The 23,776-nt window shown below is 64.3% G+C and carries 27 protein-coding genes; 18 read left to right on the top strand and 9 right to left on the bottom strand.

Annotation, left to right across the window (positions count from 1 at the left end):
• Window positions 1-32: 32 nt before the first annotated feature.
• The 3 genes from dnaQ to ACNR9W_RS00325 are packed head-to-tail and all read right to left on the bottom strand — an operon-like array spanning window position 33 to window position 2,174.
• The gene (gene dnaQ, locus ACNR9W_RS00335) at window positions 33-743 is read right to left on the bottom strand and encodes a DNA polymerase III subunit epsilon (RefSeq protein WP_419268591.1); all 711 of its coding nucleotides are present in this window, start codon (window positions 741-743) and stop codon (window positions 33-35) included.
• Window positions 736-1,323, bottom strand: coding sequence for a dephospho-CoA kinase (gene coaE, locus ACNR9W_RS00330; RefSeq protein WP_419268590.1), 588 nt, complete (start codon window positions 1,321-1,323; stop codon window positions 736-738). The genes dnaQ and coaE overlap by 8 nt, the downstream gene beginning before the upstream one ends.
• Complete coding sequence (locus tag ACNR9W_RS00325; RefSeq protein WP_419268589.1) at window positions 1,320-2,174, bottom strand: shikimate dehydrogenase; 855 nt, start codon at window positions 2,172-2,174, stop codon at window positions 1,320-1,322. The genes coaE and ACNR9W_RS00325 overlap by 4 nt, the downstream gene beginning before the upstream one ends.
• A 508-nt stretch (window positions 2,175-2,682) precedes the next feature.
• On the opposite strand from ACNR9W_RS00325, the gene ACNR9W_RS00320 reads away from it, so the two are divergent.
• From ACNR9W_RS00320 to ACNR9W_RS00290, 7 genes are all read left to right on the top strand, one after another.
• Entirely contained in the window at window positions 2,683-3,129 is a 447-nt protein-coding gene (locus ACNR9W_RS00320; RefSeq protein ID WP_419268588.1) for a CopD family protein, read from the top strand.
• A gap of 127 nt (window positions 3,130-3,256) precedes the next feature.
• Window positions 3,257-4,528: a transcription termination factor Rho gene (gene rho, locus ACNR9W_RS00315; protein WP_419268587.1), complete on the top strand. Its 1,272-nt coding sequence runs from the start codon at window positions 3,257-3,259 to the stop codon at window positions 4,526-4,528.
• Between the two features lie 10 nt (window positions 4,529-4,538).
• The gene (gene mnmE, locus ACNR9W_RS00310) at window positions 4,539-5,804 is read left to right on the top strand and encodes a tRNA uridine-5-carboxymethylaminomethyl(34) synthesis GTPase MnmE (RefSeq protein ID WP_419268586.1); all 1,266 of its coding nucleotides are present in this window, start codon (window positions 4,539-4,541) and stop codon (window positions 5,802-5,804) included.
• An 11-nt stretch (window positions 5,805-5,815) separates the two neighbouring features.
• The gene (mnmG, locus tag ACNR9W_RS00305) at window positions 5,816-7,675 is read left to right on the top strand and encodes a tRNA uridine-5-carboxymethylaminomethyl(34) synthesis enzyme MnmG (protein ID WP_419268585.1); all 1,860 of its coding nucleotides are present in this window, start codon (window positions 5,816-5,818) and stop codon (window positions 7,673-7,675) included.
• Window positions 7,672-8,262, top strand: a complete 591-nt coding sequence (gene rsmG / locus ACNR9W_RS00300; RefSeq protein ID WP_419268584.1) for a 16S rRNA (guanine(527)-N(7))-methyltransferase RsmG — start codon at window positions 7,672-7,674, stop codon at window positions 8,260-8,262. Before mnmG ends, rsmG begins: the two co-directional genes overlap by 4 nt.
• The gene (locus ACNR9W_RS00295) at window positions 8,255-9,040 is read left to right on the top strand and encodes a ParA family protein (protein WP_419268583.1); all 786 of its coding nucleotides are present in this window, start codon (window positions 8,255-8,257) and stop codon (window positions 9,038-9,040) included. Before rsmG ends, ACNR9W_RS00295 begins: the two co-directional genes overlap by 8 nt.
• Window positions 9,040-9,933: a ParB/RepB/Spo0J family partition protein gene (locus ACNR9W_RS00290; RefSeq protein ID WP_419268582.1), complete on the top strand. Its 894-nt coding sequence runs from the start codon at window positions 9,040-9,042 to the stop codon at window positions 9,931-9,933. The genes ACNR9W_RS00295 and ACNR9W_RS00290 overlap by 1 nt, the downstream gene beginning before the upstream one ends.
• 33 nt (window positions 9,934-9,966) lie before the next feature.
• On the opposite strand, the gene ACNR9W_RS00285 is transcribed toward ACNR9W_RS00290, so the two are convergent.
• From ACNR9W_RS00285 to rph, 5 genes are read right to left on the bottom strand one after another with little or no spacing between them, the layout of a single operon-like run.
• On the bottom strand, window positions 9,967-10,311 hold the full coding sequence (locus tag ACNR9W_RS00285) for a YbaN family protein (protein WP_419268581.1): 345 nt from the start codon (window positions 10,309-10,311) through the stop codon (window positions 9,967-9,969).
• Between the two features lie 14 nt (window positions 10,312-10,325).
• On the bottom strand, window positions 10,326-11,492 hold the full coding sequence (gene hemW / locus ACNR9W_RS00280; protein WP_419268580.1) for a radical SAM family heme chaperone HemW: 1,167 nt from the start codon (window positions 11,490-11,492) through the stop codon (window positions 10,326-10,328).
• Window positions 11,489-11,863: a RidA family protein gene (locus tag ACNR9W_RS00275; protein ID WP_419268579.1), complete on the bottom strand. Its 375-nt coding sequence runs from the start codon at window positions 11,861-11,863 to the stop codon at window positions 11,489-11,491. The genes hemW and ACNR9W_RS00275 overlap by 4 nt, the downstream gene beginning before the upstream one ends.
• Window positions 11,856-12,464, bottom strand: a complete 609-nt coding sequence (gene rdgB / locus ACNR9W_RS00270) for an RdgB/HAM1 family non-canonical purine NTP pyrophosphatase (RefSeq protein ID WP_419268578.1) — start codon at window positions 12,462-12,464, stop codon at window positions 11,856-11,858. Before rdgB ends, ACNR9W_RS00275 begins: the two co-directional genes overlap by 8 nt.
• On the bottom strand, window positions 12,461-13,174 hold the full coding sequence (gene rph, locus ACNR9W_RS00265; RefSeq protein ID WP_419268577.1) for a ribonuclease PH: 714 nt from the start codon (window positions 13,172-13,174) through the stop codon (window positions 12,461-12,463). Before rph ends, rdgB begins: the two co-directional genes overlap by 4 nt.
• 72 nt (window positions 13,175-13,246) lie before the next feature.
• Between rph and hrcA the strand changes: the two genes are divergently transcribed.
• The 11 genes from hrcA (at window position 13,247) to ACNR9W_RS00210 (ending at window position 22,862) form a co-directional block, all read left to right on the top strand.
• Window positions 13,247-14,302, top strand: a complete 1,056-nt coding sequence (gene hrcA / locus ACNR9W_RS00260; RefSeq protein WP_419268576.1) for a heat-inducible transcriptional repressor HrcA — start codon at window positions 13,247-13,249, stop codon at window positions 14,300-14,302.
• 7 nt (window positions 14,303-14,309) lie between these two features.
• Window positions 14,310-14,840: a nucleotide exchange factor GrpE gene (locus ACNR9W_RS00255; protein WP_419268575.1), complete on the top strand. Its 531-nt coding sequence runs from the start codon at window positions 14,310-14,312 to the stop codon at window positions 14,838-14,840.
• A 123-nt stretch (window positions 14,841-14,963) separates the two neighbouring features.
• Entirely contained in the window at window positions 14,964-15,548 is a 585-nt protein-coding gene (gene gfa, locus ACNR9W_RS00250; protein ID WP_419268574.1) for an S-(hydroxymethyl)glutathione synthase, read from the top strand.
• Between the two features lie 97 nt (window positions 15,549-15,645).
• Window positions 15,646-16,776 (top strand): S-(hydroxymethyl)glutathione dehydrogenase/class III alcohol dehydrogenase, encoded by a 1,131-nt coding sequence (locus ACNR9W_RS00245; protein WP_419268573.1) that lies wholly within the window; start codon window positions 15,646-15,648, stop codon window positions 16,774-16,776.
• Window positions 16,777-16,857: 81 nt separating this feature from the next.
• Window positions 16,858-17,490 (top strand): ATP-dependent Clp protease proteolytic subunit, encoded by a 633-nt coding sequence (locus tag ACNR9W_RS00240; RefSeq protein ID WP_419268572.1) that lies wholly within the window; start codon window positions 16,858-16,860, stop codon window positions 17,488-17,490.
• Window positions 17,487-18,008 (top strand): GNAT family N-acetyltransferase, encoded by a 522-nt coding sequence (locus tag ACNR9W_RS00235; protein ID WP_419268571.1) that lies wholly within the window; start codon window positions 17,487-17,489, stop codon window positions 18,006-18,008. Before ACNR9W_RS00240 ends, ACNR9W_RS00235 begins: the two co-directional genes overlap by 4 nt.
• Window positions 17,998-18,831, top strand: a complete 834-nt coding sequence (gene fghA, locus ACNR9W_RS00230) for an S-formylglutathione hydrolase (RefSeq protein WP_419268570.1) — start codon at window positions 17,998-18,000, stop codon at window positions 18,829-18,831. The genes ACNR9W_RS00235 and fghA overlap by 11 nt, the downstream gene beginning before the upstream one ends.
• A gap of 168 nt (window positions 18,832-18,999) precedes the next feature.
• Window positions 19,000-20,802, top strand: a complete 1,803-nt coding sequence (locus ACNR9W_RS00225) for a methanol/ethanol family PQQ-dependent dehydrogenase (RefSeq protein WP_419268569.1) — start codon at window positions 19,000-19,002, stop codon at window positions 20,800-20,802.
• Window positions 20,803-20,935: 133 nt separating this feature from the next.
• Complete coding sequence (locus ACNR9W_RS00220) at window positions 20,936-21,505, top strand: c-type cytochrome, methanol metabolism-related (protein WP_419268567.1); 570 nt, start codon at window positions 20,936-20,938, stop codon at window positions 21,503-21,505.
• 8 nt (window positions 21,506-21,513) lie between these two features.
• On the top strand, window positions 21,514-22,332 hold the full coding sequence (locus ACNR9W_RS00215; protein ID WP_419268566.1) for a quinoprotein dehydrogenase-associated putative ABC transporter substrate-binding protein: 819 nt from the start codon (window positions 21,514-21,516) through the stop codon (window positions 22,330-22,332).
• Window positions 22,329-22,862, top strand: coding sequence for a PQQ-dependent catabolism-associated CXXCW motif protein (locus ACNR9W_RS00210; protein ID WP_419268565.1), 534 nt, complete (start codon window positions 22,329-22,331; stop codon window positions 22,860-22,862). The genes ACNR9W_RS00215 and ACNR9W_RS00210 overlap by 4 nt, the downstream gene beginning before the upstream one ends.
• Here the strand turns inward: ACNR9W_RS00210 and ACNR9W_RS00205 are convergent.
• Complete coding sequence (locus ACNR9W_RS00205; RefSeq protein ID WP_419268564.1) at window positions 22,837-23,772, bottom strand: YncE family protein; 936 nt, start codon at window positions 23,770-23,772, stop codon at window positions 22,837-22,839. The two genes, ACNR9W_RS00210 and ACNR9W_RS00205, sit on opposite strands and share 26 nt — an antisense overlap.
• Between the last annotated feature and the right edge of the window lie 4 nt (window positions 23,773-23,776).

Genomic DNA, 23,776 nt, shown 5'->3' with positions numbered 1-23,776 from the left:
GGGGTGCGGCAGCCGGGCGTGCAAGGCTGCCGTCAGGTCGTGGCGAAGCGCGCCCAGACCGCCTCTTCGCCCAGCTTGGCGACAAAGGCGGCATGCGCCTCGGCTTCGGCGGCGGTCAGGCGGGGCGGCAGGGGCCGCGGGCGGGGCAGACGCGGACGGGAGGGGCCTTCGCTGCCCAGGCCCGCGCCGGCGGCCGCGGTGCCCGGCTCGTCCAGCACCAGGTCCGGCTGGCGGCCGCCGATTAGTTCCAGATAGACCTCGGCCAGCAATTCGCTGTCCAGAAGCGCGCCGTGCAGGTCGCGCCCCGAATTGTCGACGCCGAAGCGACGGCAGAGCGCGTCCAGCGTGGCCGGAGAGCCGGGAAACTTTTCCCGCGCCAGCATCAGCGTGTCCAGCGCCCGCGACCAAGGCAGGACGGGATGCCCGGCCCGCCTCAGCTCGGCGTTCAGGAATTTCATGTCGAAGGCGGCGTTGTGGATCACCAGCCTGGCGTCGTCGCTAATGAAGTCGATGAAGCCTGCGGCGATTTCCGCGAATTTCGGCTTGTCGCGGAGGAAGTCGTCGCCCAGGCCGTGGACGTCGAAGGCCTCCTTGGGCATCGACCGTTCCGGGTTGATGTAGACGTGGAAGGTCCGCCCCGTCGGAAGGTGGTTGATCAGCTCCAGCGCGCCGATCTCGACGATGCGGTCGGCACCCTCCGCATCGAAGCCGGTGGTTTCCGTGTCCAGAACGATCTCACGCATGGGAAGTGACCTCCTTGACGATGCGGGCAACGGCCGCACGGGCCGCGTCGGGCGTATCGGTGGGGATGATCCAATCCGCCCGCGCCCGCTTTTGATCGTCTGGCATCTGGCGTGCAAGGATCAATTCCAGCATTTCGGCCGTCATGCCCGGCCGCGCCAGGACCCGCGCATGCTGCGTCTGTGCATCGGTCGAGACGACGGCCACGCCGTCCAGCTGCGGCGGCGACCTGCCTTCGAACAGCAGGGGGATGTCCAGCACGACCAGCGGCGCGTCGGAATATCGCGCGATGAACTGCTGCCGATCCTGCGCCACGAGGGGATGGACCAGCGCCTCCAGCCGGGTCAGGGCACCCGGATCGGCGGCCAGCGCATGTTTCAGCGCCCCACGGTCGATGCAGCCGTCGCGCAGTGCTGCGGGAAACGCCGCCGCCACAGGGCCGACCGCAGCTCCGCCGGGCGCATAAAGGCGATGAACCGCGTCGTCGGCATCCCAGACCGGGTGGCCCAGATCGCGGAACATCTGCGCCGTTGTCGATTTTCCCATGCCGATGCTGCCGGTCAGGCCAAGCCGAAAGCTCATCCCAAGGCGACCCGGCGCGCCTCGTCATCGACATCGGGACGGTGGCCGAACCAGCGCTCGAACCCCGGTGCGGCCTGGTGCAGCAGCATCCCCAGCCCGTCCACGACCTGGCAGCCCCGTGCCTGCGCCTCGGCCAGGAAGGGCGTCAGCAGCGGTGTGTAGACAAGATCCGTGACCAGCGCCGTGGGCGACAGCGCATCCAAGGGCACCCGCAGCGGCTGCTTGCCCTCCATCCCCAGGGAGGTGGCATTGACCACCGTCGTCGCGCCGTCCAGCATGTTGCCGACCTGGGCCCAGTCATAGACGACCAGCCGCGCCCCGAATTCCGCCTTGATCTGCTCGGCCCGCAGGCGGGTGCGATTGGTGATCCTCAGCTCCGGGACACCGCTGTCCAGAAGCGACGCCACCACGGCGCGTGCCGCCCCGCCGGCCCCGATGACCGCTGCCGGGCCCAGATCCGGCTGCCAGTCCGGCGCGTTCTGGCGCAGGTTCGCGATGAAGCCGTATCCATCCGTGTTGTCGGCGTGGATCTTGCCGTCGGGTCGAAAGATCAGCGTATTGGCGGCCCCGATCAGTGCCGCGCGGTCGGTCACCGTGTCGGCCAGCGTCAGCACGGCTTCCTTGTGCGGGATCGTGACGTTCGCCCCGACAAAGCCCGCGCGCGGCAGGATGCGAAGAACCTCGGCCAGATGCTCGGGCATGACGGGGATCGGGATGTAATGCCCCGCAAGGCCATAGCGCCCGAGCCAATGCGCATGAAGCCGGGGCGAGCGCGAATGCGCGATGGGCATGCCGATGACCCCGGCCAGGGGGACGTGGCTGATCTGACTGGCAGGAAAATCCTCGGTCATCTTCGCTTTGTCATGTGCCCCGGGGTCAGGGCCCCGTCCGCCGCCCAGACTAGGCGGCATGTTCCTGAGAAAAAAGACCCAACCGCGATTTTTGCCGCAGCTTTGATGGTCTGGGGGCACGGAGGACCGTTCTGTGGACAGTTTCATGGAGGAATCGGGCCGGCGCCTGGTGGCAAGTCCGTCAAGGCCTTTCAGGGACTGAATCTCGCCTTGGACAAAAGAAGAACGGGAGCCTGTTCTCCACAAGTGGACAAGATGAAACCTGCAGCCACCCTTTTTGTGGACAAATTCGGGGCAGGATCATTATCCGCAAGATTATCCACACAGGAGGTATTTGTTTACAAATAATTTTCCGCCTGCGCGGCCGTTTGACCACAAGGTTGTCCACAGGCACTGATTCTGAGGAAATCGCGGTGAACAACGCGACGATCCCGCTATCCACAGCCCCTACTTCAACAACATTTCCTTCTTTATCCTTTTTATTTAAGTGGAGGAGAGTGAGGTTCCGATGATCGACTGGCTGCCCGTGATCTATCCCTACGTGAAGGCGTTTCACGTCATGGCAGTCATCTCCTGGATGGCCGGCCTGTTCTATCTTCCCAGGCTGTTCGTCTATCACGCCGAACGGCGTGGTGAGCTGGCCGAGCCGGTCGGCAGCTTTGTCATCATGGAGGACAAGCTGCTTCGCCTGATCATGAACCCGGCGATGATCGCCACCTGGATCAGCGGCCTGACGCTGGTGATGACGCCGGGAATCGTCAGCTGGACGATGATCTGGCCCTGGGTGAAGGCGGCGGCGGTGCTGGGCATGACCTGGTTTCACATGTGGTGCGCACGGGAGCGCCGGAATCTCGCGGCCGAAAGGCCGCAGACCGGACGGACCTACAGGCTGATGAACGAGATTCCGACGCTGCTGATGGTCGCCATCGTCAGCGCCGTCATCGTCAAGTTCTGATCGAAAAGATTGACTCGTGGCGGGCGGGGGCTTATCTGCGCCGCAACCCCGGCCGTCCGGTGCGGGATTCTCCGAACACATCTCCTGTGCCGCCCCATGAGTGGCGCGGCCGAAAGTTTGCGCCAATATGACCGAAGAACGCCTCAACCTGTCCGAGCTGAAGGCCAAGAGCCCCGCTGATCTGCTGTCCATGGCGGAAGAATGGGAGATCGAGAACGCCTCGACCATGCGCAAGGGCGAGATGATGTTCTCGATCCTCAAGGAGCATGCCGAGGAAGGCTGGGACATTGGCGGCGAAGGCGTGCTGGAGGTTGTCCAGGACGGATTCGGCTTCCTGCGCTCGACCGAAGCCAACTATCTGCCCGGTCCGGATGACATCTATGTCAGCCCGGACATGATCCGGCAGCATTCGCTGCGCACGGGTGATTCCGTGGAAGGTGTGATCCGTGCGCCGGGCGAGAACGAACGCTATTTCGCGCTGACCAAGGTCGAGCGGATCAATTTTGAGGATCCCGAAAAGGCGCGCCACAAGGTCGCCTTCGACAACCTGACGCCGCTTTATCCCGACGAGCGGCTGAAGATGGAGATCGAGGATCCGACCCTGAAGGATCGCAGCGCCCGGATCATCGACCTGGTGTCGCCGATCGGCAAGGGCCAGCGTTCGCTGATCGTGGCCCCGCCCCGGACCGGCAAGACCGTGCTGCTGCAGAATATCGCGCATTCGATCGAGAAAAATCATCCGGAATGCTATCTGATCGTGTTGCTGATCGATGAGCGGCCCGAAGAAGTCACCGACATGCAGCGCAGCGTGCGGGGCGAAGTCGTTTCGTCGACCTTCGATGAACCGGCCAGCCGTCATGTGGCCGTGTCCGAAATGGTCATCGAGAAGGCCAAGCGCCTGGTCGAGCATAAACGAGATGTGGTGATCCTTCTTGATTCGATCACCAGACTTGGTCGTGCCTTCAATACCGTGGTGCCAAGCTCGGGCAAGGTGCTGACCGGTGGTGTCGATGCCAACGCCTTGCAGCGCCCCAAGCGTTTCTTCGGCGCTGCGCGTAACATCGAAGAGGGCGGCAGCCTGACCATCATCGCGACCGCGCTGATCGACACTGGATCGCGCATGGACGAGGTGATCTTCGAGGAATTCAAGGGCACCGGAAACAGCGAGATCGTGCTGGACCGCAAGGTGGCCGACAAGCGCGTCTTCCCTGCCATGGACATCCTGAAGTCCGGCACACGGAAAGAGGAATTGCTGGTGGACAGCAAGGACCTGCAAAAGACCTATTTGCTGCGCCGGATCCTCAATCCCATGGGAACGACCGATGCGGTCGAGTTCCTCATTTCGAAGTTGAAGCAGACCAAGAGCAATGCCGAGTTCTTCGACTCGATGAACGCCTGACGAGGCAGCGATGGACCTTATCTTTGCAGAGGCCACCCCGCCCGGGCGGGGGGGCGTTTCCGTCATCCGGCTGAGTGGCGATGGAGCCCGGGCAGCGGCGGAGAGCCTGGTCGGGCCCATGCCGCAGGCGCGCCGCAGTTATTTTCGGGATCTGACCGAAGGTGGCGAACCTGTTGATCAGGTGCTGGCCCTCTGGTTCGCAGCCGGTGCAAGTTTCACGGGTGAAGAAGTTGCCGAACTGCATCTGCACGGCGCACCGGTTGTGGCGCGGCGCGTGGCCGTCGCGTTGCAGAACCTGGGCGCGCGGGTGGCCGATGCCGGGGAATTCACCCGTCGCGCTTTCCTGAACGGCCGCATGGATCTGGCGGAAATCGAAGGCTTGGGCGATCTTTTGGCAGCCGAGACCGAGTCGCAGCGAAAACTCGCCCTGCGTGCCGCAGGCGGTGAGATGGCGCGGCGTGCCGAGGCGTGGCGCGACCTGCTGATCGAAGCCGGTGCGCTGGTGGAAGTCACCGTCGATTTTGCCGATGAAGATGTTCCCGATGAGGTGCCGCCGCGCGTCTTTGACATCGTGACCGACCTTGTTCGGCAGATTCAGCGGGAGCTGGACGGGTTCGGCGCGGCAGAACGCGTCCGCCAAGGTTTCGAGGTGGCGATCATCGGTCCGCCGAATGCCGGAAAATCCAGCCTGATGAACAGTTTGGCCCGAAGGGACGTGGCTATCGTCTCGGAAGTTGCCGGTACGACCCGGGACGTCATCGAAGTCAGGATGGATCTGCAGGGCCTGGCGGTCACGCTTCTGGACACTGCCGGGATTCGGGAAGCTGGGGATACGGTGGAAGCGGTAGGGATCGCGCGCGCGCGGGGTCGGGCTGAGGCGGCGGATCTGCGCATTCACCTTTCTCCGACCGCGGAACCGGTTGCTGGCATGTGGCAGGACGAGGATCTTCTGGTGCAGAGCAAAGCGGATCTGGCTGCATCATGCCCGGGACTGGCGATCTCGGCTGTCTCTGGTGAAGGTTTGGACCAGCTCATGCAGGCGGTTTTCGAGATCCTGTCCAATAGGTCAAGCAATGCAGGGCTGGTCAGCCACGAACGACAGAATGCTGAACTGCGTGACGCCAAGTCATCATTGGACGAAGTTTACGATGCACCTGTTGAACTGATTGCCGAGTCTCTGCGCCGGGCCAATGCGGCACTGGATCGACTTCTTGGCCGAATCGATGCAGAAGACTACCTAGACCGAATCTTTTCCTCCTTCTGTATCGGCAAATAGGAGTGCTTCACGTGAAACATTTTGATGTTGCCGTTATTGGAGCTGGTCATGCGGGGCTGGAGGCGGCAACCGCCGCGGCCCGAATGGGGTCTAAAGTTGCCCTGATCACCATGCGACGTGAAGATATCGGCACGCTGTCGTGCAATCCAGCAATCGGGGGCCTTGGAAAAGGGCATCTGGTCCGGGAAGTTGACGCTCTCGATGGGGTCATGGGGGGCATTGCCGATGCGGCCGGAATCCAGTTCAGGCTGCTGAACCGGCGCAAGGGGCCTGCCGTCCAAGGACCTCGGGCCCAGATGGACCGTCAAGCCTATCGTTCTGCAGCGTGGAACATCATCAGCACTTATCCGGGCATCACCTTGATCTTTGGAGAAGTGACAGGAATTCGTGAGATGGGCGGACGAATCCAAGGCTTCAATATGGCCGAGGGATCTTCCTATTCTTGTTCCGCCCTGGTTCTGACCACAGGAACCTTCCTGAATGGCGTGATCCATATCGGAGAGGTTAGCCGGCCGGCCGGCAGGTGGGGAGATGCGGCCGCGGTTGGTCTGGCAGACTCGCTACTTCAATTCGACCTTCCTCTGGGGCGTTTGAAGACCGGGACGCCGCCTCGCCTGGACGGTCGCAGCATCGACTGGTCGGCACTGGAACATCAGCCGGGTGACGAGGACCCGACACTATTTTCGTATCTTTCAGTGAAGCCGCCGCTGCGCCAGATCTCTTGCGGGATCACCCATACGAACGAAGCGACGCATGCAATCATCCGCGACAATATCCAGAAGTCGGCGATGTATGGCGGCCAGATATCCGGACGGGGTCCGCGATACTGCCCGTCGATCGAGGACAAGGTCGTGCGCTTTGCCGACAAACCGTCGCACCAGGTCTTTCTGGAGCCTGAAGGGCTGGACGACCCGACCGTATACCCGAACGGCATCTCCACCTCGCTGCCTGCAGATGTTCAGGAAGCCTATGTTCGGTCGATGGCGGGACTGGAGAAGGCTGTCATCGTGCAGCCTGGCTATGCGGTCGAATACGACTATGTTGATCCCAGGGCATTGGGTGGAACCTTGGGGGTCAAGTCCGTTGCAGGTCTTTATCTGGCGGGTCAAATCAACGGCACGACGGGGTATGAAGAGGCTGCAGCACAGGGGCTGGCGGCGGGTCTAAATGCGGCTCTGGAGGTCCAGGGTGGCGAACCGCAGCGCTTCAGCCGGACGAACAGCTACATCGGTGTCATGATTGACGACTTGGTCACGCGGGGAGTGACTGAACCCTATCGCATGTTCACGTCTCGGGCCGAGTTCAGGCTGACCCTGCGGGCTGATAATGCCGACCAGCGCTTGACGGAATGGGGACGTGCAGTCGGTTGCGTTGGCGAGGCGCGTTGGCAATCGTTCTCGCTGCGCCAAGATGCGTATGTTAAGGCGCGCCGCTCCTTGGAAGAACGGCGCCTGAGCTCGTCACAACTCGCAAAGGGCGGCATTACGGTTCGGCAGGATGGTCAGCAGCGCTCCCTGTTTACGCTCCTGGGTCTGACGGATATGGATCAGGATCTCCTTTCCCAAATTTCACCGGAAGTTGCGTCTGTGTCGGCCAGCACGCTGCAGCAACTTCGGAACGACGCCCTTTACAGCCAGTATACAGATCGTCAGGCGCGCGATGCGGATGCAATCAAGGCCAATGAAGATATCAGCCTTAGCCTTGAGCTTGATTACCGTTCTTTAGGAGGTCTCTCGGGGGAGCTGTCGCGTAAACTGGATGAACGACGGCCCGCGACCTTGGCGGATGCGGCTCGAATTGAAGGCATGACGCCGGCTGCGTTGGCTCTGCTTCTTTCGGCGCAGAAGATTTTCAGGCGGCGCAAGCTTTGAATGTTCCACGTGAAACAGAAGACAAGCTGCGCGAGTACGGGGACCTTGTGCGGAAATGGAATCCGCGCATCAATTTGGTAGCTGCTGGGTCTCTTTCCGATTTTGATGAACGTCATATTCGCGACTCGCTCCAGCTGGCGGAACTTGCCGATGCTCGAGGCGGCCATTGGGTAGATCTAGGCAGCGGCGGGGGCCTTCCTGGGCTGGTGACAGCCATTGCCTACGGGGACCGTCCGGTTAAGGTAACCCTCGTCGAGAGCGACAAGCGAAAAGCGGCCTTTCTCCGCACAGTTGCTCGACAACTCGACCTGCAGAAGGTCGATGTCGTCAACGCAAGGATTGAACAGCTTGCTCCTCTGCGGGCTGACTACATCTCAGCCCGCGCCTTGGCGCCCCTTCCGAAGCTTATCACAATGGTGAAACGCCACCTGTCCCCTGAGGGCGTGGCTTGGTTGATGAAGGGCCGGAACTGGAAAGAAGAACATCTTGAGGCAACCAAAGATTGTCGATTTGACATGACCGCTTTCCCCAGTAAGACAGAACCAGAAGCGGCCATCCTCAAGATAACCGGAGTCTCCGATGCGTGAGAAGCACATCATTGCCATCGCCAATCAAAAGGGAGGCGTCGGGAAAACCACCACGGCGGTCAATTTGGGTGCTGCCTTGGCAGCCGAAGGGCATAGTGTCATCCTGATCGACCTAGATCCCCAGGGCAATGCTTCGACGGGGCTTGGAGTCGAGGCCGATCGGCGTGAATGGACGGTCTATGATCTTCTGACAGGCGATGTCGATCTGGATGGTGCGGCCGTGCCGACACAGGTTCCAAACCTGTCCGTTGTGCCGTCGACGCCCGATCTTGCTTCGGCAGATGTCGATCTGGCACAGACGCCTGATCGCATGCGGCTGCTGGAGAAACAGTTGCAGACTGCTGCAACTGGCACCATCATTCTGATCGACTGCCCACCGGCTCTTGGTCTTTTGACCGTCAACGCAATGGTGGCGGCATCCAGCGTTCTTGTTCCGCTTCAGGCCGAATTCTACGCATTGGAGGGGCTGTCGCAGCTGTTGGGAACTGTCAAGCAGGTGCGCCAGGGCCCCAATCCGCGGCTCCGCATCAACGGCATCCTTTTGACCATGTCGGACTATCGCAACAATCTGGCCCAACAAGTGGAAGCGGACGCGCGCGAAACATTGGGAGACCTTGTCTATCCGACAGTCATCCCGCGCAATGTCCGTGTGTCCGAGGCACCGTCGCATGCGCAGCCGGTGCTGATCTATGATCCCTCGTCGAAAGGCAGCGTCGCTTACAAGCGCTTCGCTTCCGAATTCACTGCTCGCCTGAAACTCGTGCCGGAGGTGGCCTGATGTCTGACAGCAAGATCGCGAAGCGTGGCTTGGGCCGGGGGCTTTCTGCCTTGATGGCAGACATGGATCTGGGCCCGGAGCCGAAGTCTGCTGTAGGAAAAGACCGCACGCTGGTGCCGATCGAGCAGGTCACCGCCAATCCCGACCAGCCGCGCCGCAGCTTCGATCCGGAAGCGCTGCAGGAACTGGCGGCCTCGCTCAAGCAGCGCGGAATCCTGCAGCCGCTGATCGTTCGGCCACATCCGCAGGATGCCGGCCTGTTCCAGATCGTCGCAGGAGAGCGCCGCTGGCGTGCGGCGCAGATGGCGCAGCTGCATGAGGTTCCGGTCATCATCCGCGACATGTCGGATACCGAAGTCCTAGAAGTCGCGATTATCGAAAACATCCAGCGCGCCGACCTGAACGCGATCGAAGAGGCAGCATCGTTCCGCCAGTTGATGGACCGGTTCGGCCACACGCAGGAGCGGCTTGCAGAGGCCCTCAACAAGAGCCGCAGCCACATCGCCAACCTTCTGCGGCTTCTGAACCTGCCGGACACGGTTCAGGAGATGGTAAAGGACGGCAAGCTGAGTGCCGGTCACGCACGGGCCCTGATCACGGCGCCGGATTCCGCACAACTGGCGCGCCGTGTGGCGGAGAAGGGGCTCTCGGTTCGCGAGACCGAGGAAATGGTCCGAAAGCTGGCGCAGCCGCGTGCGGACAGGAACCCGCGGCACGGCCGGGCCGATGACAAGGATGCCGATACCCGAGCCTTGGAGGCCGACCTTACGGCACAGCTCAAGATGAAGGTGCAGATCAGTCCTACCGGTGCGGCAGCAGGCGAATTGACGATCGCCTATCGTGATCTGGACGAGTTGGAGCGCCTGTGTCAGCTCCTCGGAACTCAGGCCTGATACCAAATATAGTGTCCCATTTTACGTGATATACTAAACATGGGGCCTGGTGATCAAAAAGGCGGCCACTGCGGTGCATATCCCTGCTTGGCTTGCCACCACCCAGAGGGGCATCCCCGCGAACCATGACAGCAGGACGCCGCCGCTCATCGCACTGATGGCCCAAATCTTGGCCAAAGGGCCGACTGCGCCCCGTTCCTGCCACGCCCGGACCGGCGGCCCGTAGGTGGGGTGGTCCAGGATCCTTTGCTGCAGGACAGGAGAAGACCGCGAAAAGGCCCAGGCTGCGACCAGCAGAAACGGAACCGTCGGCACCACGGGCAGGGCGATCCCGATGATGCCCAAGACAACAAAGGTCCAGCCGATCGCCAGCCACATCCTGCGCCGCATCGTCAGGCCGCCAGTTCGCGCAGGATGGCGTTCAGCACCGGCCGTCCCGCGTCGGTGGCACGCACCCGGCCTTCGGCACGGGAGACCATGCCCAGGTCCTGCAGCGAGGCGATGGCGGCCTCGTCCAGCGGTTGCCCGGCCAGGCGGGCATATCGGGCCTCGTCCAGACCTTCGTTCAGTCGCATCGCCATCAGCAGATATTCCGTCGCCTGTTCGCCTGCGGGGATGAACTCGCGTGGCAGCTCGCCCGTTCCCTGCGCCTCCACCGCGTTCAGCCACGCACCCGGAGCCCGCAGCGCCTCGGTCGCCATCCGCCCTTCGGGCAGCGTCAACCTTCCATGGGCACCCGGTCCGACGGCGGCCCAGTCACCCTGGCGCCAGTAGACCAGATTGTGCCGGCTGGCTGCACCGTCCCGCGCGTGGTTCGAAATCTCGTAGCCCGCCATGCCAGCCGCCGCGCACAGGTCCTGCGTCTCGGCATACATGTCGGCCGACAGGTCATCGTCAGGCAGGTCGCGCAGCTTTCCGGCATCGGCACGCGCCCCAAAGGCCGTCCCGGGCTCGATCGTCAGCTGGTAGAGCGACAGGTGGTCGACGGCCATCGTCAGCGCCTCGCGCAGCTCGGCCCGCCAGGCAGCGCGATCCTGCCCCTGGCGCGCATAGATCAGGTCAAAGCTGACGCGGTCAAAGCTGTCCCGCGCCACGTCAAAGGCGGCACGCGCCTCTGCCACGGAATGCATCCGCCCAAGGCGCCGCAGGTCGGCGTCGTTCAATGCCTGGATGCCCATCGACAGCCGATTGACGCCAGCTTCGGCAAAGCCCCGGAAACGGGACTTCTCGACGCTGGTCGGATTGGCCTCCAGCGAGATCTCGATGTCGTTGACAAAGCCCCATCCGGCCCGGGCCGCGCGGATGACGGCATCCACCGTCTCGGGCTCCATCAGCGACGGGGTGCCCCCGCCAAAGAAGATGCTGCCCAGATGGCGTCCGGGCGTCTCTGCCGCCAGCCGGGCGATCTCGGCGGCCAGGGCATCGGCCCACCGGCGCTGGTCGACCCGATCCACGACATGGCTGTTGAAATCACAATAGGGACATTTCGAGGCGCAGAAGGGCCAGTGGACGTAAAGTCCAAAGCCGCCCGCCCGCCAATCCTCGCCACCGCCACTCATCCCCGGAACGCCGTCGCTTCGATCTCGATCTTCATCTCTGGGCGGATCAGCCCGGCGACCACCATCGTGGCGGCCGGACGGATCTGGTCCAGTGCCTCAGACAGGGCGGGCGCGATCTCATCGACCAGCGCCGCGTCAATGATCGTGTACTGCATCCGCACGATATCCCCGGGGGCGAACCCGGCCTGATCCAGAACCGCAAAAATCGTGGCAAGGCAGTTGCGCGCCTGCGTCGCCGCGTCCTCGGGCATAGTCATCGTGTCATAGTCGTAACCGGTGACGCCCGAGACAAAGCACCAGTCACCCTTGACGACGGCCCGGCTGTAGGCCAGCCGCGCCTCGAAGGTCGATCCTGCAGAGATCCTACGCAAAGGCGGCCTCGATCATCCTGGCCACGGCCAGCGCGCGGTGGCTGAGGCTGTTCTTCATCTCGGCGGTCATCTCGCCCAAGGTCAGCTGGTGGCCCTCGGGCTGGAAGATCGGGTCATAGCCGTGTCCTTCGGCGCCGCGCGGGGGCCAGACGATCTGACCTGGCAGCACGCCTTCGAAAACCTCGTCATGCCCGTCCGGCCACATCAGCACCAGCGTGCAGCGGAACTGGGCCAGCCGCGGGGCAGGGGCGCAGGCGTCTTCCAGGGCACGCCAAGTCCGCTCCATCGCCATGCCAAAGTCGCGGCCCTGCCCGGTTTCGGCCCAGTCCGCGGTATAGACGCCGGGGGCGCCCCCCAGGGCATCCACGCAGATGCCGCTGTCATCGGCCAGAACCGGCAGGCCCGTCGCCTCCATGGCGGCGCGGGCCTTGATGCGGGCATTGCCGATGAAATTGTCCTCGGTCTCGACCGGCTCCGCCAGGCCCGCTTCGGCGGCGCCGGCCACCTCGACACCGTAAGGCGCCAGCAGGGCCCGCATCTCGGCCAGCTTGCCGGCATTATGAGTGGCCACCAGCAGGCGCCTTTCGGTGAACTTCCTCATGCGAACACGGCCTTCTGCGCGGCCACCAGTTCGGCCATGCCCGTCTCGGCCAGGTCCAGCAGCTGGCCCATCTCGTCGCGCGAGAAGGTGGCGCCCTCGGCCGACATCTGCACCTCGATCAGGCGGCCGGCGCCGGTCAGGACGAAATTGCCGTCGGTGCCCGCCTCGCTGTCCTCGGCATAGTCCAGGTCCAGCAGCGGCTGGCCGGCATAGATGCCGCAGCTGACGGCCGCGACATGGTCGATGATCGGGTCAGTGGACAGCACGCCCGCCTTCAGCAGCTTGTTGACCGCCAGGCGCAGCGCCACCCAACCCCCGGTGATCGAGGCGCAGCGCGTCCCGCCATCGGCCTGGATGACGTCGCAGTCGACGGTGATCTGCCGTTCGCCCAGGGCGCTGCGGTCGATGCCGGCGCGCAGGCTGCGGCCGATCAGGCGCTGGATCTCCTGCGTGCGGCCCGACTGCTTGCCCTGCGCCGCCTCGCGGCGGTTGCGGGTATTGGTCGCGCGGGGCAGCATGCCGTATTCGGCCGTGACCCAGCCCAGGCCGGTACCCTTGAGGAAACGGGGCGGATTGTCCTCGATCGAGGCGGTGCACAGGACATGGGTATCACCACAGCGGATCAGGCAGGAGCCTTCGGCATGCCGCATCACCCCGGTTTCGATTGAAATCGGACGCATTTGGCTTAGATTCCGGCCTGAAGGGCGCATGACTTATCCTTTTCCTGAAGATAGCCTGCCCCATACCGCCCCAGGGCACAGTCACGCAACCCCGCGAGCCCGATGAGCCAAGAATCGCTGCTGAATGAGATGAACGACCGGTCCCGCGAAGTGTTTCGCCGGGTGGTCGAATCCTATCTGGATACGGGTGAGCCGGTGGGCTCCCGGACCCTGACGCGCGCGCTGTCCGAAAAGCTCAGCGCGGCGACGATCCGCAACGTGATGCAGGACCTGGAATTCATGGGCCTGCTGGACAGCCCGCATGTCTCGGCCGGGCGGCTGCCGTCGCAACTGGGCCTGCGCCTTTTCGTCGATGGCATGATGGAGGTGGATGCGGTGGCGCCCACCGACCGCGCGGCGATCGACCAGACCCTGGGCAATGACGATCCCGATACGGGTGTCCTGCTGGACCGCGTCAGCACCGCCCTGTCCTCGATCACCCGCGGCGCCTCGCTGGTCCTGATGCCCAAGCACGAGGCACCGATCCGCCATATCGAGTTCGTCAGCCTGGGGGTGGACCGGGCGCTCGTGGTACTGGTCTTTGCCGACGGCCATGTCGAGAACCGCGTCTTCACCCCGCCTGCCGGCCAGACGCCCTCGTCGATGCGCGAGGCGGGGAATTTCCTCAACGCCATGGCCGAGGGCAGGACCCTGGCCGAACTGCGCACGCAGCTGGCCCAGCAGGTCAAGCTGCGGCGCCGCGAACTGGATGTCCTTGCCGCGGAACTGGTAGAATCCGGGATTGCGCTGTGGGGGGCCGAGGCCACGGATCCGCGGCTGATCGTCAAGGGGCGCGCCAACCTTCTGGACAGCGAGCTGGCCGACCTGGACCGCATCCGGATCCTGTTCGACGATCTGGAACGCAAGCGGGACATCGTGGAGTTCCTGGAACTAGCCGAACGGGGCGAGGGGGTCCGCATCTTCATCGGCTCCGAAAACAAGCTTTTTTCACTTTCGGGTTCCGCTCTGGTGGTTTCACCCTATATGAATGCCGACCGGAAGATTGTAGGCGCGGTAGGCGTCATCGGTCCGACCCGGCTGAACTACGGCCGGATCGTCCCGATTGTCGACTATACCGCCCAGCTGGTCGGGCGGGTGTTGTCCGGCCGGAAAGGATGAAGTGAAGATGACCGAGCAGAACGAACAGCCGATCGAAGACTATCTCGAGGACCCGCTGGCCGATCAGGGCGACGAAGTGGCGCGCCTGACGGCCGAGCGTGATGAGTTGCGCGACAAGTGGATGCGCGCCCTGGCCGATGCCGAGAATTCGCGCAAGCGGGCCGACAAGGATCGCCGCGACGCCGAGCAGTACGGCGGCTCGCGCCTGGCGCGCGACCTGCTGCCCGTGCATGACGCGCTGACGCGGGCGCTGGACGCCGCAAGCGACGAACAGCGCGCCGCTGCGGCCGCCCTGATCGAGGGGGTCGAGCTGACCCTGCGCGAATTGTCGAACGTCTTCACAAAGCATGGCATCACCATCATCCGCCCTGAAGCGGGCGAGAAGTTCGACCCCGCCATCCACGAGGCGATGTTCGAGGCGGCGGTGCCCGGCACGATCGCGGGCCAGATCATCCAGGTGATGGACAACGGTTTCCGCCTGCACGACCGGCTTCTGCGCCCTGCCAAGGTGGGCGTCTCCTCGACCCCCGCCAGCTGAGGCCGGGTCTTTCAATGGCCTCGCGGCCCGGCTTTTCGGCCGGGCTACAACCTTCCTCTCACTTGCCGAAAGTTCCCATCGGCGCGACCCTGAGATCAGTCCGGTCGTTTGGAGGAGGTGACCATGGCGAGCACTGACGGGGTGAGCATTCACCCAAGCGTCGATCACGGCGTCAGAGAAGGCAACCCGAGTTTTTCGGGCGGCGTCCTGACCTGTCACTGCACGACCAACCCGGTAAAGGTCCGGCTGAGCGCGCAGACGGCCCATAACCATGTCTGCGGCTGCACCAAGTGCTGGAAGCCTGATGGCGCTGTCTTCAGCCAGGTGGCCGTGGTGTCGCGCGATGCGGTCGAGGTCATCGAAAACGGCGACAAGCTGGAAATCGTGAACCCCGACGCGCCCATCCAGCGCCACCGCTGCCGCGACTGCGGCGTGCACATGTACGGGCGCATCGAGAACAAGGATCATCCGTTCTACGGCCTGGACTTCGTCCATACCGAACTGTCCCCCGAGGAGGGATGGGCCGCGCCCGAATTTGCGGCCTTTGTCAGTTCGGTCATCGAAGCCGGGGTCGAGCCGTCGCGGATGGACGGCATCCGGTCGCGCCTGCGCGAGCTTGGGCTGGAGCCCTATGATGCGCTGTCGCCACCGCTGATGGACGCGATCGCAACTCATGTCGCCAAGCGTTCGGGGGCCTTGCCGGCTTGACGCCGGGCCCAGCCAGCATGAAGAGAACCGCCAAGGGGCCGCCAGTCGGCCCCTTCGCCCTGACCGAAAGCCCCTTGAGGCGATAGGAGAGAAGAAGATGAGAACCCGTGCCGCCGTGGCCCTCGAGGCCGGCAAACCGCTGGAAGTGATGGAGGTCAATCTCGAAGGCCCGAAAGCCGGAGAGGTGATGGTCGAGATCAAGGCGACCGGCATTTGCCACACCGACGAATTCACCCGCTCGGGCGCCGACCCGGAAGGGATCTTCCCGACCATCCTGGGCCATGAGGGCGCGGGCGTCGTGGTCGAGGTCGGGCCCGGCGTGACCTCGGTGAAGGTGGGCGACCACGTCATCCCGCTCTATACGCCGGAATGCCGCGAATGCGCCTCCTGCCTTTCGGGCAAGACGAACCTCTGCACGCGCATCCGCGCGACGCAGGGCCAGGGTCTGATGCCCGACGGGACCAGCCGCTTCTCGATGCTGGATGGCACGCCGATCTACCACTATATGGGCTGCTCGACCTTCTCGAACTACACCGTCCTGCCGGAGATCGCGGTCGCCAAGGTCCGCGAGGACGCGCCCTTTGACAAGATCTGCTACATCGGTTGCGGCGTGACCACGGGCATCGGCGCGGTGATCAACACCGCCAAGGTCGAGATCGGCGCCAAGGCGGTCGTGTTCGGCCTGGGCGGCATCGGCCTGAACGTGATCCAGGGCCTGCGGATGGCCGGGGCCGACATGATCATCGGCGTCGACCTGAACAACGACAAGAAAGAGATGGCCGAGCGTTTCGGGATGACGCATTTCGTCAACCCGAAGGAAATCGACGGCAATATCGTCCAGCACCTCGTCGAGATGACCAAGACGCCCTTCGACCAGATCGGCGGCGCGGATTACAGCTTTGACGCGACCGGCAGCACCAAGGTGATGCGCGACGCGCTGGAATGCACCCACCGGGGCTGGGGCCAGTCGATCATCATCGGCGTGGCGGCCGCCGGCGCGGAAATCAGCACCCGTCCGTTCCAGCTGGTCACCGGCCGCGTCTGGAAGGGCACAGCCTTTGGTGGTGCCCGCGGCCGGACCGACGTGCCCCGGATCGTCGACTGGTACATGGACGGCAAGATCGAGATAGACCCGATGATCACGCACACGATGCCGCTGGAGGACATCAACAAGGGCTTCGACCTGATGCACCATGGTGAATCCATCCGCTCGGTCGTCCTTTACTGATCCTTCATCGCTGCTTAGGTAAAAGAACGGCGGGACCCGCGGGCCCCGCCGTCGCCATGAGAAAAAACAAGGAGCAGGCCGATGCGTCACCAGTGGCTGGACGATGACGACGACGAACCGCAAGAAGACGACCGCCGCCACAAGGAAGAGGGCGGCCTGGGCCTTCCCGAAGGCGACAAGATCGGCAAGCTGTACTTCAAGTCGCGCACGGTGATCGTCGCCGGCGCCATCAACGACAAGCTGGCGCAGCGCACCGTGGCCCATCTTTTGGCCTTGGCCGAAGACAGCGACGCGCCGATCAACATGCTGATCTCCTCGCCCGGCGGGCATGTGGAATCGGGCGACATGATCCATGACGTGATCAAGTTCATCCGCCCCACCGTGCGCACCATCGGCTCGGGCTGGGTGGCCAGCGCAGGCGCGCTGATCTTTGTCGCGGCAAAAAAGGAAAACCGCTACTGCCTGCCCAACACGCGCTTCCTGATCCACCAGCCCTCGGGCGGGATCGGCGGCACCTCGTCGGACATGATGATCCAGGCGGAACAGGTGCGCCTGATGCGCGACCGCCTGAACCAGATCTTCGCCGAGGCCACCGGCCAGAGCGTGGAGCGGATCGAAAAGGACACGCAGCGCGACTTCTGGCTGAACACGCAAGAGGCGCTGGACTACGGCCTGCTGGGCCAGGTCATCCGCAGCGTGGACGAACTGAAATGAGCTGGCAGGGCGGGGTGGCAATCCGCCCCGCCACGTCCGACGATCACGGCGCGATCTGGGACATCCTGCAGCCCGTCTATCGCGCCGGCGAGACCTACTGCATCCCCCGCGACATCACCCGCGACGCGGCCCTGGCCGACTGGTTCGCGGCCCCCTTCAGCGTCTTCGTGGCCGAGGCCGAGGGACGCATCCTGGGAACCAGCCATGTGGGCGCGAACCGGCCCGGAGGCGGATCGCATGTCGCGAACGCCTCCTTTGCCACGCATCCGCAGGCGCGCGGCCGCGGCGTGGCGCGGGCCCTGGTGGAACATGCGAAGGACTGGGCAGCTGCCCAAGGCTTCCGGGCGATGCAGTTCAATTTTGTCGTCGCCACCAATGCCGATGCCGTCCATTTGTGGCAGAAAGCCGGTTTTGCCATTGTGGGCCGCCTGCCGGATGCGTTTCTTCACCCCCAGTTGGGACCGGTGGACGCACTGGTCATGTTCCAGACCCTGAAGGGAGAGACGAATGAGCTTTGAGACCCTGTCCGAGAACCGCAGCTTTGGCGGCACCCAGGGCGTCTATCGCCATCGGTCCGATGTCACCGGCACCGACATGACCTTTGCCGTCTTCCTGCCCGAGATGGCGCAGCTGGGCCGCGTCCCGGTGCTGTGGTACCTGTCGGGCCTGACCTGCACCCATGACAATGCGATGACCAAGGCCGCCGCCCAGCAATGGTGCGACGAGGCGGGCATCGCCATCGTCTTTCCCGACACCTCGCCCCGCGGCGAAGGTGTGGCCAATGACGAGGCCTATGACCTGGGCCAAGGTGCTGGTTTCTATGTAAACGCCACGCAGGATCCGTGGAAGCCGCATTTCCGGATGTGGGACTATGTCGTCGAGGAACTGCCCCAGCTGGTCGCCGAGAACTTTGCCGTCGATCCCGAGGCGATGGGCATCACCGGCCATTCGATGGGCGGCCACGGCGCCCTGACCATCGCCATGACCCATCCCGATCGCTACAAGTCCGTCTCGGCCTTCTCCCCCATTGCCAACCCCACCGAATCCGACTGGGGCCGCAAGCAGTTCACCGCCTATCTGGGCGAGGACAAGTCGACCTGGCGCAGCCATGACGCGACCATCCTGATGACCGAGAAGGGCTTTCCCGGCGAGGTGCTGATCGACCAGGGCAATTCTGACCAGTTCCTCGACCTGCTCAAGCCCGAATCGCTGGCGCAGGCGATGATGGCGCGCCGCCAGCCGGGCCAGTTCCGGATGCAGCCGGGCTATGACCACAGCTACTTCTTCGTCCAGAGCTTCATGGCGGACCATGTCTTCTGGCACGCGGACCGGCTGCTCTGACCCGATTGCCGATCATTCCCGGCGGCCTTGCCATTTGCCCCTCAGACTTTAGGGGCAAGAGGCAGGGCCCCTGATTGACGCAAGGGGGTGCCCGTCCAACACTTGGGTATGGAGAGCCGCGGGGGGAGGAACACCGCGGCATGCATCCAAGAGCGGAGGAGCATTTCAATGAAACATCTCTTGAACAGCGCGGCTGTCGCGCTGCTTCTGACGGGCGGAACCGCCTATGCGAACGAAAGCGTCCTGACCGAAACGGCCAAGCCGGAACAATGGGCCATCCAGACCGGAAACTACGCCAACCAGCGTTACTCCGAGCTTGATCAGATCACCCGTGAGAACGTGGGCGACATGCGCGTCGCCTGGACCTTCTCGACCGGTGTGCTGCGCGGGCATGAAGGCGGCCCGCTGGTCGTGGGCAACATCATGTATGTGCACACGCCCTTCCCCAACAACATCTTCGCGCTGGACCTGTCGGACAACGGCAAGATCCTGTGGCGGCACACCCCGCAGCAGGACCCCGAGGTCATCGCGGTGATGTGCTGTGACACCGTCAACCGCGGCGTGGCCTATGCCGACGGGATGATCCTGTCGCACCAGGCGGACACGACCCTGGTGGCGCTGGATGCGATGACCGGCGAGGTCAAGTGGTCCGTCAAGACCGGGGACCCGGCCGTGGGCGAAACCAACACCGCCACCGTTCTGCCGGTTGGCGACAAGGTGCTGGTGGGCGTGTCGGGCGGCGAATACGGCGTGCGCGGCCGCATCACCGCCTACAACCTGTCGGACGGTTCCGAGGCCTGGAAGGCCTATTCGACCGGCCCGGACGAGGAGATGCTGGTCAATCCCGAAACCACCATGAGCCTGGGCAAGCCGGTTGGCGCCGACAGTTCGCTGAACAGCTGGGAAGGCGACCAGTGGAAGATCGGTGGTGGCACGACCTGGGGCTGGTTCAGCTATGACCCTGACCTGAACCTGGTCTATTACGGCACCGGCAACCCCTCGACCTGGAACCCCAGCCAGCGTCCAGGCGACAACAAGTGGTCGATGACCATCATGGCCCGTGACGCCGACACGGGCGAGGCCAAGTGGTTCTACCAGAAGACGCCCCATGACGAATGGGACTATGATGGCGTGAACGAGAACATCCTGGTCGACAAGGAAATCGACGGCCAGATGCGCAAGCTGCTGGTCAACTTCGACCGCAACGGCTTTGCCTATACGCTGGACCGCGAGACGGGCGAACTGCTGGTGGCCGAAAAGTACGACCCGGCCGTCAACTGGGCGACCCATGTCGAGATGGACCCGAACTCGGACCAGTATGGTCGTCCGCAGGTCGTCGCCGAATACTCGACCTCGCAGAACGGCGAAGACACCAACACCACCGGCGTCTGCCCGGCGGCTCTTGGCACCAAGGACCAGCAGCCGGCGGCCTATTCGCCCAAGACCGGCATGTTCTACGTGCCGACCAACCACGTCTGCATGGACTATGAGCCGTTCCGCGTCGCCTACACGGCCGGCCAGCCCTATGTCGGCGCCACCCTGTCGATGTATCCCGCACCGGACAGCCACGGCGGCATGGGCAACTTCATCGCCTGGGACGCTGTCAACGGCGAGATCAAGTGGTCCCTGCCCGAGCAGTTCTCGGTCTGGTCGGGCGCCTTGGCAACCGCGGGCGACGTGGTCTTCTATGGCACGCTGGAAGGCTTCCTGAAGGCCGTCGATGCGGAAACCGGAGAGGAGCTCTACAGCTTCAAGACCCCGTCGGGGATCATCGGCAACGTCATGACCTACGAACATGACGGCAAGCAGTATGTCGCGGTCCTGTCGGGCGTCGGCGGCTGGGCCGGGATCGGTCTGGCAGCGGGTCTGACGAATCCCAACGACGGTCTGGGCGCCGTGGGCGGCTATGCCGCGCTCAGCGACTATACCCAGCTGGGTGGTCAGCTGACCGTCTTCGAAGTGCCAAGCTAAGACCTTCGGGCGGGCGTCTCATACTTTCGTTCCGCACAAGCAAGGTTGATCTGTGAATGGGCCGCCCCGGCGTTAAGCTCGGGGCGGTTCTGTCTGAGGAGAGCAGGCAGGCAACGACATGGAGGAGAGCCACATGAAAGCCATCACCAGTCTGACGGCGCTGGTCATGGGCGCGACCTTGGCCACGATGGCCTGGGCGCAAGCCGATGCAACGACTGAAACCACCGAATCCGAGCCCGTCGAAGTCGCCGCGAACGAGACGGTGATGCCCAGTGGCCACGACGTCGCCGCGTTCGAGATGACCGACGGGCGCTGGCGGAACGACGAGGGGATCCCGACCTTCAAGGTCGAGGACGGCGTCGTCGATTTCGCCACCTTCAACGGCTTCCGCCGCTATCACGCGGAATGCCATGTCTGCCACGGCCCCGATGGCGAGGGTTCGACCTATGCCCCCGCGCTGAAGGATTCGGTCCTGCGCATGGACTATTACGACTTCATGCAGGTGGTCGCCTCGGGTCGCCAGGGGACGAACTCGGTCATGCCCGCCTTCGGGACGAACAAGAACGTCTGGTGCTATATCGACGACATCTACACCTATCTGGTGGCGCATGGGACCGGCACGATCGGTCGCGGACGCCCCGCCGAGCGCGCCGACAAGTCCGAGGAATATACAGCGCAGGAAGATGCCTGCATGTCGATGTGACCCGGTCCATGCGGCGCCTGACAACCGCGCTGGCCCTTGCCGCCGGGCTGGGGCTTGCCGCCCCCGCCGCGGCGCAGGTGGCTGATCTACGGTCGACCACCCAGTTCCGCGTCTGCGCCGATCCGGCCAACCTGCCCATGTCGTCGCGCGACGGAACCGGGTTCGAGAACCGCCTGGCCGAATATTTCGGCGGGCTGCTGGACTTGCCCGTCACCTACAGCTGGTTTCCGTCGGGAATGGGCTTCATCACCCGCACCCTGCGGGCGGGCACCTGCGATGTGGTGATCGGCTATGCCCAGGGGGACGAGCTGGTCCAGAACACCAACCATTACTACACCTCGATTTATGGTCTGGTGACCCGGCGCGACGGGCCACTGGCCGCGGTCGACCGGCTGAGCGACCCGGCGCTGAAGGAGGCCGATATCGGCGTGGTGGCCGGCACGCCGCCGGCAACCCACCTGGCCCGCGCCGGGCTGGCCCCCAACATGCGGGGCGTCGACCTGTTCGTCGACCGCCGCGTCGAGGATCCGATGGGAGAACTGCTGGAGGGGGTGAAGGCGGGCGATCTGGACGTGGCCGTGCTCTGGGGGCCGCTGGTCGGCCCGCGCATAAAGGATGATCCGAACCTGACCTTCATCCCGCTTCTGAAGGAAGAGGGCGGGCCCAAGCTGTTCTATCGCATCACCATGGGCGTCCGGCTGGAGGAGCAGGAATGGAAGCGGCAGCTGAACAGCCTGATCCGCCGCAACCAGGACGGCATCAACCAGATCCTGCACGAGGCCGGCGTGCCCCTGGTCGACGACTATGGCCGCGAGGTATTGCCGTGATCCGGGCGCTGTTCCTGTCGGTGCTGCTGGCAACGGCGGCGGGGGCGGAACCGGTGCCCGAGCCCGACGGCTATCGCGGCGAACCCTATCGCGCCCCGGTTCCGGCCACGCTGGCCGGGGCGCAGGTCGTCGACGCCCCCCAGGCCATCGCCCTGCACGCGCAGGGGGCGGCGTTTCTGGATGTCATGCCCCGCAAGATCCGCCCCGAGGGCCTGCCCCCCGGCACGATCTGGAACGAGCCGCCCCACCAGACCATTCCGGGGGCGGTCTGGTTGTGGAACACCGGATATGACCGGCTGGCCCCGGCCGAGGAAACCCGGCTGCGCGACGGCCTGGCCCGCGCGCGTCAGGATGATCCGGACCGGCCCTTGGTGATCTTTTGCCGGGCCGATTGCTGGATGAGCTGGAACGCCGCCCGGCGGGCGCTGGAATGGGGGCTGGGCCCGGTGATCTGGTTCCCGGGCGGCACCGAAGGCTGGCTGGAGGCAAGGGGCGCCCCCTTGGTCACGGCAGAGCCTGTCGCCCCGTGAAGACGCCAAAGGCGCGCGGTCCCGACGGCAGCGGGATCCGTGCCCTGATCGTCATGCTGTCCGCCTCCAGGATCGTCAGTTCGTCGGATTCCCAGTTGGCGACGGCGACGGCGCTGCCGTCCGGCAGGGCGGAGATCCCTTCCGGGTAATCACCGACCTCGACCTCGTCCAGGACCTCCAGGGTGTCGGCGTCAAAGACGGTGACGCTGGAGGCGTACTGGTTGGTCACGAAACCCCGTCCACCGGCGAAGGCCACGGCATAGGGATGGTTGCCGGTCGGGACCTGCGCCACCAGCCGCCCCGCGACGGGATCGATGACCGACATGCTGTTGCCCTGAACGTCGGCGGTATAGATCCGGCCGTCATGGAAGGTCACGCCAAAGGGATGGGCACCGGCGGTCTTCACCTGGTGCAGACGGTGCCCCGTGGCGGCGTCGAAGATGCTGATCGCGTCGGCATCGCGATCCGCCGTGGCGACCATCGCGCCGTCCGCGCTGACCGCCACCCCCGCCGGCGCGGCCGCGGTCGGCGACTGCCAGACGGACGCCAGCGCAGCATCGAGGCGGGTCAACGTGGCGCCGAACCAGTCGGTGACATAGATCCCGCCGCCCGGCGCTACCGCCAGGCCAAAGGCGCCTTCGCCCAGGTCGGCCTGCGCCAAGGGCAACCCCGCCTCGTCCAGCACATGCAGGCGGCCGGTATTGGCGGCGATGACATAGACGCGCCCCGCCCGCGGGTCATAGGCGACCGGCGCCGGCGCACCGGGGATATCGTGGCTGGCGATGACCTGGGCGCGCTCCAGATCGACAACCGACAGCGCATTGCCGTTCTGCGAGGTCACAAAGGCCAGATCCCCGGCCAGGACCGGGGATGCAAGCCAGGTGACGATCAGCGGCAGCCAGGGCCGCATCGGC

The organism is Paracoccus sp. T5 (assembly GCF_048538155.2).
In the GTDB taxonomy this organism is placed as follows: Bacteria; Pseudomonadota; Alphaproteobacteria; order Rhodobacterales; family Rhodobacteraceae; genus Paracoccus.
The sequence above is the reverse complement of the archived record's forward strand: the minus strand, read 5'-3'. Positions and strand labels throughout refer to the sequence as shown.

Bases quoted from the DNA above. Each gene is read 5' to 3' on its own strand.
- dnaQ (WP_419268591.1), bottom strand. From the start codon at position 743: ATGCGTGAGATCGTTCTGGACACGGAAACCACCGGCTTCGATGCGGAG.
- coaE (WP_419268590.1), bottom strand. From the start codon at position 1,323: ATGAGCTTTCGGCTTGGCCTGACCGGCAGCATCGGCATGGGAAAATCG.
- ACNR9W_RS00325 (WP_419268589.1), bottom strand. From the start codon at position 2,174: ATGACCGAGGATTTTCCTGCCAGTCAGATCAGCCACGTCCCCCTGGCC.
- ACNR9W_RS00320 (WP_419268588.1), top strand. From the start codon at position 2,683: ATGATCGACTGGCTGCCCGTGATCTATCCCTACGTGAAGGCGTTTCAC.
- rho (WP_419268587.1), top strand. From the start codon at position 3,257: ATGACCGAAGAACGCCTCAACCTGTCCGAGCTGAAGGCCAAGAGCCCC.
- mnmE (WP_419268586.1), top strand. From the start codon at position 4,539: ATGGACCTTATCTTTGCAGAGGCCACCCCGCCCGGGCGGGGGGGCGTT.
- ACNR9W_RS00295 (WP_419268583.1), top strand. From the start codon at position 8,255: ATGCGTGAGAAGCACATCATTGCCATCGCCAATCAAAAGGGAGGCGTC.
- ACNR9W_RS00290 (WP_419268582.1), top strand. From the start codon at position 9,040: ATGTCTGACAGCAAGATCGCGAAGCGTGGCTTGGGCCGGGGGCTTTCT.
- ACNR9W_RS00285 (WP_419268581.1), bottom strand. From the start codon at position 10,311: ATGTGGCTGGCGATCGGCTGGACCTTTGTTGTCTTGGGCATCATCGGG.
- hemW (WP_419268580.1), bottom strand. From the start codon at position 11,492: ATGAGTGGCGGTGGCGAGGATTGGCGGGCGGGCGGCTTTGGACTTTAC.
- rdgB (WP_419268578.1), bottom strand. From the start codon at position 12,464: ATGAGGAAGTTCACCGAAAGGCGCCTGCTGGTGGCCACTCATAATGCC.
- rph (WP_419268577.1), bottom strand. From the start codon at position 13,174: ATGCGCCCTTCAGGCCGGAATCTAAGCCAAATGCGTCCGATTTCAATC.
- hrcA (WP_419268576.1), top strand. From the start codon at position 13,247: ATGAGCCAAGAATCGCTGCTGAATGAGATGAACGACCGGTCCCGCGAA.
- ACNR9W_RS00255 (WP_419268575.1), top strand. From the start codon at position 14,310: ATGACCGAGCAGAACGAACAGCCGATCGAAGACTATCTCGAGGACCCG.
- gfa (WP_419268574.1), top strand. From the start codon at position 14,964: ATGGCGAGCACTGACGGGGTGAGCATTCACCCAAGCGTCGATCACGGC.
- ACNR9W_RS00245 (WP_419268573.1), top strand. From the start codon at position 15,646: ATGAGAACCCGTGCCGCCGTGGCCCTCGAGGCCGGCAAACCGCTGGAA.
- ACNR9W_RS00240 (WP_419268572.1), top strand. From the start codon at position 16,858: ATGCGTCACCAGTGGCTGGACGATGACGACGACGAACCGCAAGAAGAC.
- ACNR9W_RS00235 (WP_419268571.1), top strand. From the start codon at position 17,487: ATGAGCTGGCAGGGCGGGGTGGCAATCCGCCCCGCCACGTCCGACGAT.
- fghA (WP_419268570.1), top strand. From the start codon at position 17,998: ATGAGCTTTGAGACCCTGTCCGAGAACCGCAGCTTTGGCGGCACCCAG.
- ACNR9W_RS00225 (WP_419268569.1), top strand. From the start codon at position 19,000: ATGAAACATCTCTTGAACAGCGCGGCTGTCGCGCTGCTTCTGACGGGC.
- ACNR9W_RS00220 (WP_419268567.1), top strand. From the start codon at position 20,936: ATGAAAGCCATCACCAGTCTGACGGCGCTGGTCATGGGCGCGACCTTG.
- ACNR9W_RS00215 (WP_419268566.1), top strand. From the start codon at position 21,514: ATGCGGCGCCTGACAACCGCGCTGGCCCTTGCCGCCGGGCTGGGGCTT.
- ACNR9W_RS00205 (WP_419268564.1), bottom strand. From the start codon at position 23,772: ATGCGGCCCTGGCTGCCGCTGATCGTCACCTGGCTTGCATCCCCGGTC.